Genomic DNA, 15,467 nt, shown 5'->3' with positions numbered 1-15,467 from the left:
CAAGCGTCAGCCATGATGCGCCGCCACTGTCTTTAAAACGGAAAAGCCGTAAAGCGCTTCAAAGCCCTTTTCGCGGCCATGCCCGGATTTGCCGGTGCCGCCAAACGGCAATTCCACACCGCCCCCGGCCCCGTAATTATTGATGAATACCTGCCCCGAACTGATGGCGCGGGCCAGCCGCATCTGCCGGCCGCCATCATTCGTCCAGATCCCGGCGACAAGGCCAAAATCAGTGCCATTGGCAATGGCTATGGCGTCCTCTTCGGTATCAAAGGGAATGACCACCTGCACGGGCCCGAAAATCTCTTCCTGCGCCAGGCGATGGTCGGGGGTCACATCAGCCACAAGGGTTGGGGCCACATAATGCCCGCCTGCCGGCGCATCCCCGACGATCTCGGCCTGCGCCACAATGCGCCCGTCGCCGATCAGGTCGAGAAATCCGGTGACAATTTCTTTTTGCCGCGCCGAAATCAGCGGTCCGACATCAAGGTCGGCCACAGCCGGGCCCACCTTCAAGGCGCGATAGCGTTCCGCCATCCGCGCCACCACTTCGTCATAAATTTCCCGCTGCACCAGAATGCGCGACGCCGCCGAACAGGTCTGGCCCGCGTTCTGAATGCCCGCATTGACGAGGAAGGGCAGCGCCTTGTCGAGATCGGCATCGGCAAACACCAGTTGCGGCGACTTGCCCCCCAGTTCCAGCGTCACCGGCACCACGTTTTTCGCCGCCGCCGCCTGGATCATGCTGCCCACCCCAACCGAGCCGGTAAACGAGATATGGTTGATGCCCGCATGTCCGGACAATGCGGCCCCCGCTTCTTCGCCGAGGCCCGGCACCACATTGAGCGCACCCTTGGGCAGGCCCGCCTCTTCGGCAATCGCGGCAAAGGCGAGGGCGGTCAGGCAGGCTTCTTCCGCCGGCTTTAATACGGCAGCATTGCCCATGGTCAGGGCGGCACCCACCGAACGGCCAATGATCTGCATCGGATAATTCCACGGCACGATATGCCCGGTCACCCCATGCGGTTCGCGCAGGCTATAAACCGTATAGCCATCGAGATAGGGAATGGTCTCGCCATGGATCTTGTCGGCGGCCCCGCCGTAAAATTCCATATAGCGCGCCAGCGCCACCGCATCGGCCCGCGCCTGTTTCAGCGGCTTGCCCACATCGCGCGCCTCAAGTGCGGCCAGCTCATCCACGCGCTCCAGCACCTTCTGCCCGATTCGGGTCAGAATGCGGCCGCGTTCCAGAGCCGGCAGCTTGCCCCATTCCCCTTTAAGCGCTGTGCGTGCTGCCGCGACGGCTGCATCAATGTCCTCAGCGGTCCCGCGCGCAATCTCACAGATTGGCGTGCCGTCAGAGGGGTTCTCGAGGGTGAGGGTTTGCCCCTTGGCGGGCGCCACCCATTGGCCACCGATGAAACATTTTGTGGGGTCGAACCAGATCTCGGTCATTGTATAAATCTTCTATGTTGTTGTGCTGGCACCAAGGCCCGCGTCACTGCGCGTTTTCAGCGCCTGTTCCAGATTGGGTGCCGCGGCCAAAAGCTCGCGGGTATAGGGATGGGTGGGGTTGCGGAACACTTCTTCGGTCTCGCCACTCTCAACGATCTGCCCGGCCTTCATCACCATCACCCGGTCGGTAATCGCCCGTACCACCGAGAGATCATGCGAAATGAACAGATAGGAGAGGTGCAAGCGGTCGGAAAGATCGGCCAGCAGGTCAAGAATTTGCGCCCTGATCGATACATCAAGCGCCGAGACCGCCTCATCGAGCACGATCAGCGAGGGATGAATAATCAGCGCCCGGGCAATGGCAATGCGCTGGCGCTGCCCGCCGGAAAATTCGTGGATGTATTTTTCCGCGTCACTGGCCGCAAGCCCCACATTTTCGAGCGCCTCGGCAATCCTTTTGTCCCGTTCCTTGCCCTGCGGTGCGTCGGCACCCAGCAGATGAAACGGTTCGGTCACCAGCCGGTCGACCCGGTGGCGCGGATTGAACGAGCCATAGGGGTCCTGAAATACCACCTGCATCTTGCGCCGGGCAATCAGGCTCGCGCCGCGCTCCGTGGTCACCGGTTCCCCGTCAATGCGGATGGCACCGGCCTGGGTCGGCTCCAGTGCCATGATGGCGCGGCTGAGCGTCGATTTCCCGCAACCGCTTTCCCCAACCAGCCCCACATTCTCGCCGCGCCTGATGGCAAAGCTCACCTTGTTGACGGCGCGAAAAACCCCCGGTGCCTTGAACAGCGAGCGGCGCGGCAATTTATAATCGCGCACAACCTCACTGACCTCGAGCACCGGTACTGCCTTGTCATCGGGCACGGGCGGGGTCCGCTCCGGCTGATGGCTGGAGGCGGCATAAAGCGCCTTGGAATAGGGATGCTGCATATGTTTGAACAGGTGCAGCGTTTCCCCCGCCTCCACCACATCGCCGGCACTCATGATGGCAATATGGTCGGCAATCCCCGCGACGACCGCCAGATCATGGGTGATCAGGATCAGCCCCATCCGGTCTTCCTCAACCAGCTTTTTCAGTAGGGTCAGGATCTGCGCCTGGGTCGTCACATCCAGCGCCGTGGTCGGTTCATCGGCAATCAGCAATCGGGGGCGCAGGGCAATCGCCATGGCAATCACCACCCGCTGGCGCTGGCCGCCCGAGAGTTCATGCGGATAGCGGTCCATTGGAAACTTGTCTTCGGGCAGTTCCACCCGGTTCAGGGTTTCACGGGCAATCGCCAGAGCCTCTTCCCGGCTTTTATGCCCATGCACGAGCACCGTCTCGGCCACCTGGTCGCCAATGGTCTTGACCGGGTTGAGCGCGGTCATCGGCTCCTGAAAGATCATGCCAATGTCTTTGCCGCGAATGGCGCACATTTCGGCCTCGGACTTGCCGAGCAATTCCACCCCGTCGAGCTTGATACTGCCGCCGGTTTCCGACCCTGCGGGCAAAAGCTGCATGGTGGCGAGCGCGGTCATCGATTTGCCCGAGCCGCTCTCCCCGATCACGCCGAGAATTTCCCCTTTATCGACGGCAAGATCGATATCCTTGAGGATGGAAAAGCCGCCAATCGACAGGCAGAGATTTTCAATGGTCAGCAGGCTCATGTGCGGGCCCGCCGTAATTTGGGATCAAACAGATCGCGCAAGCCGTCACCCATCAGGTTCAGCCCCAGGACGGTCAAAACAATCGCCAGCCCGGGCACCAGCGCCATATGGGGCGCAAAGCTGATCATGGTCTGCGCATCCGCCAGCATCCGCCCCCAGCTCGGCAGCGGCGGTTGCGCACCCAGCCCCACATAGGACAGCGCCGCCTCGGCCAGAATGCCGAGCGAGAACTGGATCGTGCCCTGCACGATCAAAAGATTGGTGATATTGGGCAGGATATGTTCCGCTGAAATGCGCACCGCGCCCTTGCCCGAAACCCGCGCTGCCATCACGAAATCGCGGGTCCAGAGGCTCAAGGCCGCCCCGCGCGCCAGCCGCGCAAATACCGGAATATTGAAAATGCCGATGGCGACAATCGCATTGATCGCGCCCGGGCCGAATACGGCGGTAATCAGAATGGCGATCAACAGCGCGGGAAAGGCAAATACCAGATCATTGCCGCGCATGATGATCTCGTCCATCAGCGTGCCGCGTTTGGCAGCAGCCCAAAGCCCCAGCGGCACCCCGAGCGCCACACCAATCCCGACGGCGACAACCGCAACCGCAATCGAGGTGCGGGCCCCCACCATGATCATCGAAAAAATATCGCGCCCGAAATGGTCCGTCCCCAGCCAATGGGTTGCGGAGAGGCCCTTCAGCTTGCCCGCGATATCGAGCTGGGTCACGTCATAGGGCGTCCAGACAAACGAGATCAGCGCCGCGATCACAAAGACCAGCGTAATCGCCGTCCCGAGCGTCAGGCTGCGCGATTGCAAGGCGGCCCGCAACAAGCTGTCCGGCTTCGGGCCCATGATGGTCACATCACTCATCGGCTCTGCCTCCGCAGGCGCGGATCAGCCAGCGCATAGGCCATGTCGACAATAAACGTGACGCTGATCACCGCAAACACCAGCAGCATAACGACGCTTTTAACAACGATCAGGTCGCGCTGGGTAATGCCCTGAAACACCAGCCGCCCGAGCCCGGGCAGAAAGAACACGTTTTCGATAATGATCGCCCCGGCGAGAAGAAACGAGAATTGCAGTCCGATAATCGTCAGGACCGGGATCAGCGCATTGCGCAGCGCATGCCGCCACAGCGCCTGTTGCCGGGTCAGCCCCTTGGCGCGCGCGGTGCGGATATAATCTTCCGAAAGCGTATCGAGCAGCGATGAGCGCATCACCCGCGCAAGGATAGAGGCCTGCGGCAGCGCCAGCGCGATGGCGGGCAGGGTGAGTGCCTTCAGCCCTTCAAACAGGCCCGCGTCCCAGCCGGGAAAACCGCCGGCGGAAAACCAGCGCAAGGTTATGGAAAACGCGAGGACCAGCAGCATGGCAAACCAGAAATTGGGAATAGCCACCCCCAATTGCGTCACGCCCATGATGGAGACATCCGTCGCCGAATTGCGCCGCGAGGCGGCAATAATGCCAACGGGAAAGGCAATCAGGGTGGAAAGTCCCAGCGCAAAAATCGCCAGCGGCAGCGACACCATCACCCGGTCGGCAATCAGTTCGCTCACCGGCACCTTATAGGTATAGCTGATGCCGAAATCGCCATGCAGCAGCCCCAGCGCCCAGCCGAAATAGCGCTGGATCAAGGGGGCATCCAGCCCCATCTGCTCGCGCAGGGCCGCCACCGTATCGGGGGCGGCATTGAGCCCCAGCATGAAGGCGGCCGGATCACCGGGGACAACTTCAAGCAGCAGAAAAATCACGATGCTCGCCGCCACAAGGCTTAGCGACAGCGATAGCAGACGATTGAGTGAATATGCGAGCATCGGGCCTGAAAAGGTTGGGGCGGACCGCGAAAGCGACCCGCCCGCAAATAGCTTAATCTACCCAGTAAACGCCGGTCAGATCATTGGCCTGGGTGGGGGAATTCTCCCACAGGCCTTTAATCTTGGCATTGGCGACACCGGTCTTGGCGAGCTGGAACAGGAAGACGCTGACAAAGTCGCCCGAGACTTTCTTTTGCGCGGCCTGCATCAGTTCCGTGCGCTTGGCCGGGTCCGTGGTATTGTTCAGATCAGCCATGATCTGCTTGAAACCATCATCATGGTAATCGAAATAATAGTCGTCACGACCATAGATGCCGATATCCATCGGCTCGGTATGCGAGACGATTGTCAGGTCGTAGTCACGTGCCTTGAACGGACCTTCGAGCCATTGCGCCCATTCCATATTGATGATTTCGGCTTCAATGCCGACAGCGCGCAATTGCGAGGCGATGATCTCGCCACCACGGCGGGCATAGCTGGGGGGGGGCAGCTTCAGGGTTGTCTTGAACCCGTCGGCATAGCCAGCCTCCGCCAGAAGCGCCTTGGCTTTTTCCGGGTCATAGTTCGAGGTCTCTGTCAGATCGACATAGGCGGGATTGTGCGGCGCAAAGAATGTGCCGATTGGGGTGCCATAGCCAAACATCGCGCCATCGATGATTTCCTGGCGGTTGATCGCATGGGAGACGGCTTCACGCACCTTCACATCGTCGAACGGGGCCTTGCCATTGTTCATCGACATGATGGTCTCGCCCTCGGTCGAACCCACAATCACCTTGAAGCGCGGATCAGCGCCCAGTTGGGCGAGGGTTTCGGGGGCGGGAAAGTTCGGGAATGTGTCCACATCGCCCGCCATCATCGCGGCAAAGGCGGCGGTGGGGTCGGCGATAAACTTGAAGACCGCCTTGTCGAGCTTGACCGGCGTACCCCAGTAATCAGGGTTCTTGGCAATCTCCACATGGTCGCCCTGCGCCCAGTTCACAAAGGTGAACGGGCCGGTGCCCACAGGGTTGGTCGCGTTGGTCTCGGCGCTTTCCGGCGCCACAATCACCGCATCACCCCAGGCCATGTTGAACAAAAAGCTGCCATTCGGCTTGGACAGGGTCACAACAACCGTGGCCTGATCAACAACCTCGACCGAGGCGATATCGGCAAACAAGGCCTTTTGCGCATTGGTTGAATCTTCCGCGCGCGCCCGGTCGAGCGAGAATTTCACATCCTCGGCGTCAAAACCGGTGCCGTCATGAAAGGTCACGCCGGTTGCCAGGTGGAATGTATAGGTCAATCCGTCCTCGGAAATATCCCAGCTGGTCGCCAGATTGGGCTGTACCGCGCCGGTTGAATCAAACCGGGTCAGGCCTTCAAAAATATTGGCATAAACCACTTCATCAATCGCGGCAGCTGCACCACCGGTGGGGTCGAGATTGGGCGGCTCGAGGACCATGCCGACATTGATGTCGGTGCGCGCGGCATAAGCAGGGCTCAAGGCGGTCGTCAAAGCAAGCGCGCCGGCCAGTGCCAGGCTCTTGAAGGGTATTCGCATGTGTCGTCCTTCCGAGTTTTAAGCGGCTGTTTTCACCACCTTGTCAGGCAGTTAACAGCTCTTTGAGCGTCAAGGCCATCACCTTGACGCTGTCCATCATATCATCGATTCCAATATATTCATCAGGTTGATGCGCCAGATCAAGAATACCCGGGCCATAGGCGATGCAATTATGCATCCGCCCGATCCGGTCGATATGTTTCTGGTCATAAGTGCCCGGCGACACCACATAATCAGGCGTTTTCGCCAACACGGTCTCGATTGAACGCGCCACCGAGGTCACAATCGGCGCATCCCGCGCTGTCATTGTGGGGCTGACCTGCCACATTTCATGCAATTCATATTCAAATTTCGGCCGCTCGGCTTTCACCTTTTCCAAAAGGCTGACGATTTCCCCGCGCACCTCTTCGGCATTCTCCTCGATCAGATAACGCCGGTCGATCACCATGCGCGCGCTGTCGGGCACAACGGCCGAGGGAAAGCCGGTAAAACCCTCCTCCGGTTCCGCCAGCCCGCCATGCAGCGAATTGATATTCATTGTCGATTGCCGCGCGCCTTCGGGCACAACCGGCATGTCGGTGCGCTTTTGCGCCAGCGCCGGGAACAATGATTGTTCCATTTCCGCCACCACCGCGCCCATATGCCGGACGGCACAATCACCCAGAAACGGCATCGAGCCATGGGCAATATGCCCCTTGGTCTCGATCTCGGCCCACCACACCCCGCGATGGCCAAGGCAAACCCGGTCCTTGTTCAAGGGCTCGGGAATAATCACGTGCTGCACCCGTTCGGGGGTGAAAAACCCGTGCTCGGCCAGATAGGCAACACCGCCATAGCCGCCGGATTCCTCATCCGCCGTGCCGGAAATTTCAATCGCCCCGGCAAAATCGGGAAAGGTGTCGATAAAGACTTCCGCCGCAATGATCGAGGCGGCCAGGCCCCCCTTCATGTCGCAGGCCCCCCGGCCATAAATCTTGCCGTCGGACACTTCGCCGCCAAACGGGTCAAACGTCCAGCCGCGGCCCACCTCCACCACATCAGTGTGGGAATTGAAATGCACGCAATCGCCGGGCCGCTTGCCTTCCTTACGCGCAATCACATTCCAGCGCGGATATTTGTCGCTGTCCCCGGGGGCACCTGTCGCCCGCACCAGTTCCACGTCAAACCCCCGGCCCAAAAGTCGCTTTTGCAGATATTCGCAGATTTCCAGATAGGCTTCACCGGGCGGGTTCATTGTTGGAATGCGGATCAGGTCCTGGGTCAGGGCAATAAGTGCGTCCCGCGCATCCTCGATCCGCTGGTAAAGGCGAACCTTGTCCTCTTCAGTGTGAAGCATATAGATATTCTCTCCGGCCTTTGGGGCCAATTACGGCAAGACTTGCAGTGTCGCGCTCACGGGCGCAAAATCGCAATCCAGTAAAAATACGGGAAACCACCATGCAAAATCTGGCCGTCGATGACTTTTCGGCGCTGGCCTTCGAGCATGCCCCCGTCGGCATTGTGTTGACCGAGGAACGGGTCATTCGCACCTGCAACGCAACCTTTGCCGACATGTTCGGCTATGGGGCGGAAGAACTGATCGGCCAGTCTTTCCGCATGCTTTACGCCTCGCACCGGGAGTTCGAGGCCATTCGCGAGGTCGGGTTTGAAGCGCTCAAGACCTCTGGCAAATATTCCGATGAGCGGCTGATGCCGCGCCGCGACGGCACCTTGTTCTGGTGTCGCTTCCGTGCACACACATTTTTCCCCGAAGAACCGCTCAAGCGCGCGATTTTGAGTTTTGCCGATATCTCGGCAACCCGCGCCTCGATTTCACTGACCCTGCGCGAACGCCAGATCGTGCAATGCCTCGCCCGCGGCCTGACCAGCAAGGAAATCGGGCGTCAGCTCGATATTTCCCCCCGCACGGTCGAGGAACACCGCGCCCGGCTTCTAGGCAAGTTCGACGTGCGCAATATCGCGGGACTCCTGGCCAAATTGACCGGCTATGAGGTCTAGGTTTTCGGCCATCCACATGGCCACGGATAATGCCTATCCCGGATGCGGCGTTGCCAGCATTGAGGCGCGCGCGGCAAATTCGGCATACCATGCCGCAAGCTTGGGGCGGTGGGCTTCCCAATCATCGCCCGCATGCCGGAAGCTGGTATAGCCAAGCCCTGCCGCAATGGCGATCGTGCCCAGATTGATCCCTGCCAGCCGGGCAATGTTCTGCTCCAGATAATCCATCGTTTGGTCCATCGAGCGCTTGTAACGCCAAAGCCGGTCTGGTGACTGCTGCTCGGCCGGGCGGGCATTTTCATGGCGGCGCGGCACCGCCGCATCCATCAGTCCGTCCCCCAGCGATTGCAATTGCAGCACTTCCCAGCGCGCGGCCCCGGCAGGAGGCAAAAGTTTCGGGCCAAAATGCACATCGAGATATTCCGAAATCACCGGGCTGTTGATCAGCACCTGCCCATCCTCCAGCACCAGCGCAGGAATGCGATGCACCGGGTTGATAAGGCCATAATCACTTTCATGGGCCAGCGTATCGGCCGGCAGTAATTCAAGGGTCACGCCCAGCTCAGCCGCTACAACCCGCACCTTGCGCGCATAGGGCGATGCGTCGGAATAATAGAGTTTCATGTCGGGCTCCCCGCAATATCCTGATGCCAAGGCTTAGCGCTTTGGCGAGCCTTCTGGCAATCCGGGTGCGCCGGTTCCCGAAGAGATTTCGGAACCAATATGATCGCGCTGGATTTGTTCTGATAGCCGGCACACAATAAAAACAGGCGCCAGATGCGTCTCGAAAGGATGATCAATTGACCGATAGCCTTAAAGCTCGCCTCGCCAATCCCGACCTTCTGGCCGCCAAAGCATTCATCGCGGGTGAGTGGGTTGATGCGGACAATGGCAAATCCATTCCCGTCACCAATCCCTCGACCGGCGAGACCATTTCGACCATTCCCGACATGGGCCGTGCCGAAGCGGCCCGCGCCATTGACGCCGCTTATCTCGCCCAAAAGCAATGGGCCGCCCGCACCGCCGAGGAGCGCAGCCGGATCATGCGCCGTTTGCATGATCTGATGGTCTCCAATCAGGATGATCTCGCAGCCATCCTCACTGCCGAAATGGGCAAGCCGCTGGCCGAGGCGCGTGGCGAAGTGCTTTACGGTGCCGGTTATATCCAGTGGTTTGCCGAAGAGGCCCGCCGTATCTACGGTGATGTCATCCCGGGCCACGCCACCGATAAACGCATCGTCGTCATCAAACAGCCGGTCGGCGTCGTTGGGGCCATTACACCGTGGAATTTCCCCAACGCCATGATTGCCCGCAAGCTTGCCCCGGCGCTCGCTGTCGGCTGTGCCTTCGTCTCCAAGCCCGCCAAGCAGACCCCCTTGTCAGCGCTGGCACTGGCGGTTCTTGCCGAACAGGCGGGCATCCCCAAGGGTCTGTTCAGTGTCGTTACCTCCAATTCCAGCGCCGATATTGGCGCTGAATTCTGCGAGAACGAAAAAATGCGCAAGCTCAGCTTTACCGGCTCGACCGAGGTCGGACGCAAGCTGATGGCCCAATGCGCCCCTCAAATTAAAAAGCTCAGCTTGGAACTGGGCGGCAATGCCCCCTTCATCGTGTTCGGGGATGCCGATATCGATGCGGCCGTTGAAGGCGCGATACAGTCGAAATTCCGCAATGCCGGCCAGACCTGCGTCTGCTCCAACCGGCTATATATTCATTCCAGCATTTATGATGCCTTTGCCGAAAAACTGGCCAAGGCCGTCGCCGGTCTGTCCGTGGGTGATGGCTTTGCCGATGGGGTCAAAGTCGGGCCGCTGATCGATGAAGCCGCCGTTGAAAAAGTTGAGGAGCACATTAAAAACGCCACAGCAAGCGGGGCCAAAATCATCGAGGGCGGCAGCCGCGACGACAAGGGGGGTACCTTTTTCCAGCCCACGGTCCTCACCGGCGTCACCCAGAAAATGCAGGTCGCCAAAGAGGAAACCTTCGGCCCGCTCGCCCCGTTATTTGCCTTTGATACTGTCGGGGAAGTCATTGAGATGGCCAATGACACCATTTTCGGCCTCGCCGCCTATTTCTACGCCCGCGACCTCTCCCGGGTCTGGACGGTCGCCGAAGCGCTCGAATATGGCATTGTCGGGGTCAATACCGGCCTGATCTCCACCGAAATCGCCCCCTTTGGCGGCGTCAAACAGTCAGGCTTTGGCCGCGAGGGGTCCAAATATGGTGCCGATGATTATCTGGAGATGAAATATATCTGCATGGGCGGCATTGGCGACTAGGCGCTAGATAAGGGCAGCGATGTGGCGGGCCGGCACGGCGGGCGCCGCATCGTTATAGCCGGTCATGAAGGCGGCCAGCGCCTTCAGTTCCAGCGGGCGGCAGAAATGATAGCCTTGGATATGGTCAACCATGTGGTTGTCGCGCAGCTCAGCCAGCCGCCCGGCGGTTTCAATGCCCTCAACCACCATTTCCTGGCCGGTCTTGTGGATCATCTCAATGGCGCTGGTCAGCATATTGTCCATCAGCGAATCGGTTGGCGCCATGGCAAAGGAGCGGTCAATTTTCACCCCGTCGGCGGCAAGTCCGGCCAGATAATTAATGCTGGAATAACCCACGCCGAAATCATCGATAAATGTCTTGATGCCGAGATTGCGCAATTGAGCGATCACCTCGCGGGTCGCCGCAACGCCGATTTCCTCCGTCTCGACAAGCTCAACCACCACCTCGAACCGCTCTGGCACGGCCAGAAATTCATGCAGAACGAGTTCCAGCCATCCCGCTTCGAAATCGCGGGGGAAAATATTGAAATTCACCCGCATCCGTGCCGGCCCGCAAGGCAGGGCGGACAGGTCTGCAAAGGCCCGCTGCACAACCGCCTCGGTGAAGGGCCGGGTCAGCCCGTGTTCCTCGATAACCGGCAGAAACCTGTCGGGGAATACCATGGTCCCGTCGACATCGCGCCAGCGGGCCAGCACTTCCACCCCCGAAATCGTATTCGTACGTAGCGACAGGATCGGCTGATAAAGACACATCACAGCGTCGGCGGCTAGCTGGTGCCGCAAACGCGATGAAAATGACCAGAACACCTCAAGACGGCGCTTGAGCGCAAAAGTTAATACACCTGCCACCATCAGCGCCAGAACCAGCGCCAGGGCGAGAATCGGCAGCCGGCCGGCCAGCGCGCTTGTCAGGGGCGTATCGGTGACAAGGCAAAGCGTTTGCGACGTGTCGCAAACGACATTGAAGAACGCGCGATGTTTAAGGGAAAATGTCTGCGCACCACCGTCCAGATAACGTTGATAGGCGTCCTTCTTGCCATCCCGGTGCCACCATTTGCCGTTCTCGCCGATGGCCACCAGTTGGTAGCCGATCCACTCAGGCGGCGTGAACATGGTCTCGGGTGTGGGCACAACCAGAATGTAATTGCCCCGCTGTTGAAACGAGCCGGTAAGGCCGGGAAACCCGATCAGGCCCAGATCCCGGTCCAGCCAGATGCGTGTCCGCGAATCCGCATCTGCAATGTCCGGTGGCCCCAAAAGAATGGGCGTCTCCATGACGCCGCCGGTCACGGAACAAAGAATCCGGTCGTTCTCGGCATAGATCAGCTCATGCACCCCATCGGGGAAAAACGCGATCCGGCGCAGCCAGCTCAAGAATTCCGGCGAACACGGTTCCAGCGTTCGATTGGCTTCCAGCACACTGAACGTCGCATCCAGATTTTGCTCGAGCTGGTCGAAATTGCCGATTTCAGTGAAAATCTGCCCACGCAATTCGCTGCGTATATTGAGATAACCGATGGCCATGACACCCATCATCGCCACAAGAAATATGACGATAAATGTTACTGCCAGCAGGCTGCGCTGGTAGCGGCTGAACGCAAACAGCCGCGAATAGATGTGCATGGACGTCCCTCCGTTCGGAGTATGTTAGCAAAAGAAGAAATAAACAGCGGTTAATGCCGCGCGCTGTCCACGCTAAATGATCCTCCCGCCCCGCTCTTTGATTTCCTCGCGCCAGCGCTTGCAGTACACTGCGTGCCGCCGGGTTTGAAAAAACCGGGCCGCCCCCGTATGAAATAGTGATCAACGCCGAAGGACCCGGGTTCCCCATGCATTTGCTGCTCGTCGATGGATCGACTTTCATTTTCCGCGCCTATCACGCCCTGCCGCCTTTGACGCGCAAGTCCGACGGGCTGCCGGTCGGCGCGGTCTCTGGGTTCTGCACCATGCTGTTCAAACTGACCGAGGATTTGAAGGGCGATGACGCGCCCACCCATATGGCGGTGATTTTCGATCATTCCGGCAAGAGCTTCCGCAATGATTTCTTCCCCGAATACAAGGGCCACCGCCCGCCCGCGCCCGAGGATCTGGTGCCCCAGTTCGGCCTCACCCGGGTCGCGGCCAAGGCCTTTTCCATTCTCGGCATCGAGCAGGAAGGCTTTGAGGCCGACGATCTGATCGCCACTTATACCGAGCAGGCCGTGGCCGCCGGCGGCCGCGTTACCATTGTCTCCACCGACAAGGATTTGATGCAGCTGGTAAACGACAAGGTCTGCCTGCTCGACACGCTGAAAAACCGCTGGATCGGCCCCGATGAAGTCGCCGAAAAATTCGGCGTTGGCCCGGAAAAAGTGGTCGAGGTGCAATCCCTCGCCGGTGATTCGGTCGACAATGTTCCCGGTGTCCCCGGCATCGGCATCAAGACCGCCGCCGAGCTGATCAATACCTATGGCGATCTCGAAAACCTGCTCGCCAATGCCTCTGAGATCAAACAGAACAAGCGCCGCGAAAACCTCATCGAATTTGCCGAACAGGCCCGCATTTCCCACCGCCTTGTCACCCTCAAGCGCGATGTGCCTGTTCTCCATCCGCTCGATGATCTGGTCCGCCAGCCCATGGCGCCCGCAGCTCTCGTGCCCTTTCTCAAGGCGATGGAATTCAACACCTTCCTTCGCCGTGTCGCCGGCCTGCTCGATACAGATCCCGACGCCTTCGAGCCTGATCCCGAATTGCGCGCCCATGCCCGCGAAATCGCCGCCGGAGAAGACGAGGGGCATGCATCAGACCCGGTTGCCGATCACGGTGTCGCCAGCGCCTCAGGCGAGGGGCCCGCAGCCCATGCCGCCAAAATCGCTGCCAAAATCGCCGCCATTCCCGTCGATCATGCGGCGTATGAATGCATCCGCGATATCGAGGCGCTCAATCGCTGGATCGCCATGATCATCGACAAGGGTCATGTCGCCGTCGATACCGAAACAACCGGGCTCGATAATCAGCAGGCCGATCTGGTCGGCATTTGCCTCTCAACCGAGCCGGGCAATGGCGCCTATATCCCGCTGCTGCATACTGATGGCGACGATGACATGTTCGGCGGCGGCAAGGTTGAGGGCCAGCTCGATACCGCCGAGGTCATCGCGGCGCTGAAACCCGTTTTCGAGGATCCTGCCATCCTCAAAATCCTGCAAAATGCCAAATACGATATGGGCCTGCTCGCGCGCTATGGCATCAACCTGACGCCGTTCGACGATACTATGCTGATTTCCTATGCGGTCGATGGCGCGCGCGGCAATGGCATGGATGCGCTTGCCGAGGAATGGCTCGGCCACACCCCGATCGCTTTCAAGGATCTGGCCGGCACCGGCAAGAACCAGAAAACCTTCGACCAGATCAGCATCGAGGAGGCGACAAAATACGCTGCCGAGGACGCCGATATCACCCTGCGCCTCTGGCATGTTCTAAAACCCCGTCTGGTCGCCGAACGCGCCACCACGGTTTATGAAACCCTAGACCGCCCGCTGGCCCCGGTGCTCGCCCGCATGGAGGCGCGCGGCATTTCCGTTGACCGGCAAATCCTCTCGCGTTTGTCCGGCGATTTCGCCCAGCGCGCCGCAGCGCTCGAGGCAGAAGCGCAGGAAATGGTCGGCGAACCGTTCAATCTGGGCTCCCCCAAACAATTGGGCGAAATTCTTTTCGGCAAAATGGGGCTCGAGGGCGGCACCAAAACCAAGTCCGGCCAATGGGCCACCGGGGTCAGCGTGCTCGACGATCTCGCCGCCAAGGGCGAGCCTTTGGCCCAGGTCATTCTCGACTGGCGCGGTGTCACCAAGCTCAAATCCACCTATTCCGATGCGCTGCCCAATTACATCAATCCGCGCACCAACCGGGTCCATACCTCCTATCATCAGGCGGCGGTTGCCACCGGGCGTCTGTCCTCAACCGATCCGAACCTGCAAAACATTCCCGTGCGCACCGAGGATGGCCGCAAAATCCGCACCGCCTTCGTTGCTGCGCCCGGCATGACGCTGATTTCCGCCGATTACTCGCAGATCGAATTGCGCGTCCTCGCCCATATCGCCGACATCGCCGCCCTCAAGGATGCCTTTGCCAACGGGCTCGATATTCACGCCATGACGGCCAGCGAAATGTTTCACGTGCCCATCGAGGGCATGGACCCGATGATTCGCCGGCGGGCGAAAGCGATCAATTTCGGCATCATCTACGGCATTTCCGCCTTCGGGCTGGCCAACCAGCTCGGCATTCCGCGCGGCGAGGCATCCGACTATATCAAGGCCTATTTCGAACGCTTCCCCGGCATCAAGGATTATATGGAAGCGCAAAAGGAAGCGGTGAAACGCGAGGGCTATGTGACGACGATTTTCGGCCGCAAAATCCCGTTCCCCAACGCCAATTCCAAAAACCCGTCCGAGCGCAGTTTCGTCGAACGCGCCTCCATCAACGCCCCCATCCAGGGCAGCGCCGCCGACATCATCCGGCGGGCCATGATCCAGATGGAACCAGCCTTGGCGGCCCAGAAAATCCCCGCCGACATGCTGCTGCAGGTGCATGACGAATTGATTTTCGAGGTGCCTGAGGGGACGGAGGAGAAGGCAATTGCGGCCATCGCCAGCATCATGGAAAAAGCGCCCGAACCCGCGCTGAAACTGAGCGTGCCGCTACAGGTGGACGCGAAGGCGGCGGGGAATTGGGATGAGGCGCATTAGAGGGA

At 59.7% G+C, this 15,467-nt stretch carries 11 protein-coding genes; 3 read left to right on the top strand and 8 right to left on the bottom strand.

The features are described from left to right. Positions 1-6: 6 nt before the first annotated feature. Genes L1P08_RS10085 through L1P08_RS10060 form a run of 6 tightly spaced genes read right to left on the bottom strand, consistent with a single transcriptional unit; the run spans position 7 to position 7,800 of the window. The gene (locus tag L1P08_RS10085) at positions 7-1,455 is read right to left on the bottom strand and encodes an aldehyde dehydrogenase family protein (RefSeq protein ID WP_303616892.1); all 1,449 of its coding nucleotides are present in this window, start codon (positions 1,453-1,455) and stop codon (positions 7-9) included. A gap of 12 nt (positions 1,456-1,467) precedes the next feature. Beyond that, positions 1,468-3,108, bottom strand: a complete 1,641-nt coding sequence (locus tag L1P08_RS10080; RefSeq protein ID WP_303616891.1) for an ABC transporter ATP-binding protein — start codon at positions 3,106-3,108, stop codon at positions 1,468-1,470. After that, positions 3,105-3,977, bottom strand: a complete 873-nt coding sequence (locus L1P08_RS10075) for an ABC transporter permease (protein WP_303616890.1) — start codon at positions 3,975-3,977, stop codon at positions 3,105-3,107. Before L1P08_RS10075 ends, L1P08_RS10080 begins: the two co-directional genes overlap by 4 nt. Then, positions 3,974-4,924 (bottom strand): ABC transporter permease, encoded by a 951-nt coding sequence (locus tag L1P08_RS10070; RefSeq protein WP_303616889.1) that lies wholly within the window; start codon positions 4,922-4,924, stop codon positions 3,974-3,976. Before L1P08_RS10070 ends, L1P08_RS10075 begins: the two co-directional genes overlap by 4 nt. A 52-nt stretch (positions 4,925-4,976) precedes the next feature. Further along, positions 4,977-6,464: an ABC transporter substrate-binding protein gene (locus tag L1P08_RS10065; protein WP_303616888.1), complete on the bottom strand. Its 1,488-nt coding sequence runs from the start codon at positions 6,462-6,464 to the stop codon at positions 4,977-4,979. A 43-nt stretch (positions 6,465-6,507) separates the two neighbouring features. Further along, entirely contained in the window at positions 6,508-7,800 is a 1,293-nt protein-coding gene (locus L1P08_RS10060) for an acetylornithine deacetylase/succinyl-diaminopimelate desuccinylase family protein (protein WP_303616887.1), read from the bottom strand. 101 nt (positions 7,801-7,901) lie between these two features. Between L1P08_RS10060 and L1P08_RS10055 the strand changes: the two genes are divergently transcribed. After that, positions 7,902-8,462, top strand: a complete 561-nt coding sequence (locus L1P08_RS10055; protein WP_303616886.1) for a PAS and helix-turn-helix domain-containing protein — start codon at positions 7,902-7,904, stop codon at positions 8,460-8,462. Between the two features lie 33 nt (positions 8,463-8,495). On the opposite strand, the gene L1P08_RS10050 is transcribed toward L1P08_RS10055, so the two are convergent. Next, positions 8,496-9,086, bottom strand: coding sequence for a glutathione S-transferase N-terminal domain-containing protein (locus L1P08_RS10050; protein ID WP_303616885.1), 591 nt, complete (start codon positions 9,084-9,086; stop codon positions 8,496-8,498). A 176-nt stretch (positions 9,087-9,262) separates the two neighbouring features. Between L1P08_RS10050 and L1P08_RS10045 the strand changes: the two genes are divergently transcribed. Further along, a complete protein-coding gene (locus tag L1P08_RS10045) occupies positions 9,263-10,741 on the top strand; it encodes an NAD-dependent succinate-semialdehyde dehydrogenase (protein WP_303616884.1) in 1,479 nt (492 codons plus the stop codon). Positions 10,742-10,744: 3 nt separating this feature from the next. On the opposite strand, the gene L1P08_RS10040 is transcribed toward L1P08_RS10045, so the two are convergent. After that, positions 10,745-12,364, bottom strand: a complete 1,620-nt coding sequence (locus L1P08_RS10040) for an EAL domain-containing protein (protein ID WP_303616883.1) — start codon at positions 12,362-12,364, stop codon at positions 10,745-10,747. 206 nt (positions 12,365-12,570) lie between these two features. Between L1P08_RS10040 and polA the strand changes: the two genes are divergently transcribed. Continuing rightward, entirely contained in the window at positions 12,571-15,462 is a 2,892-nt protein-coding gene (gene polA, locus L1P08_RS10035; protein ID WP_303616882.1) for a DNA polymerase I, read from the top strand. The last annotated feature ends 5 nt before the right edge of the window (positions 15,463-15,467 follow it).

The organism is Mariluticola halotolerans (assembly GCF_021611515.1).
In the GTDB taxonomy this organism is placed as follows: Bacteria; Pseudomonadota; Alphaproteobacteria; order Rhizobiales; family Devosiaceae; genus Mariluticola; species Mariluticola halotolerans.
Note: the sequence above shows the minus strand (reverse complement) of the source record. Positions and strands in the feature narration are given on the sequence as shown.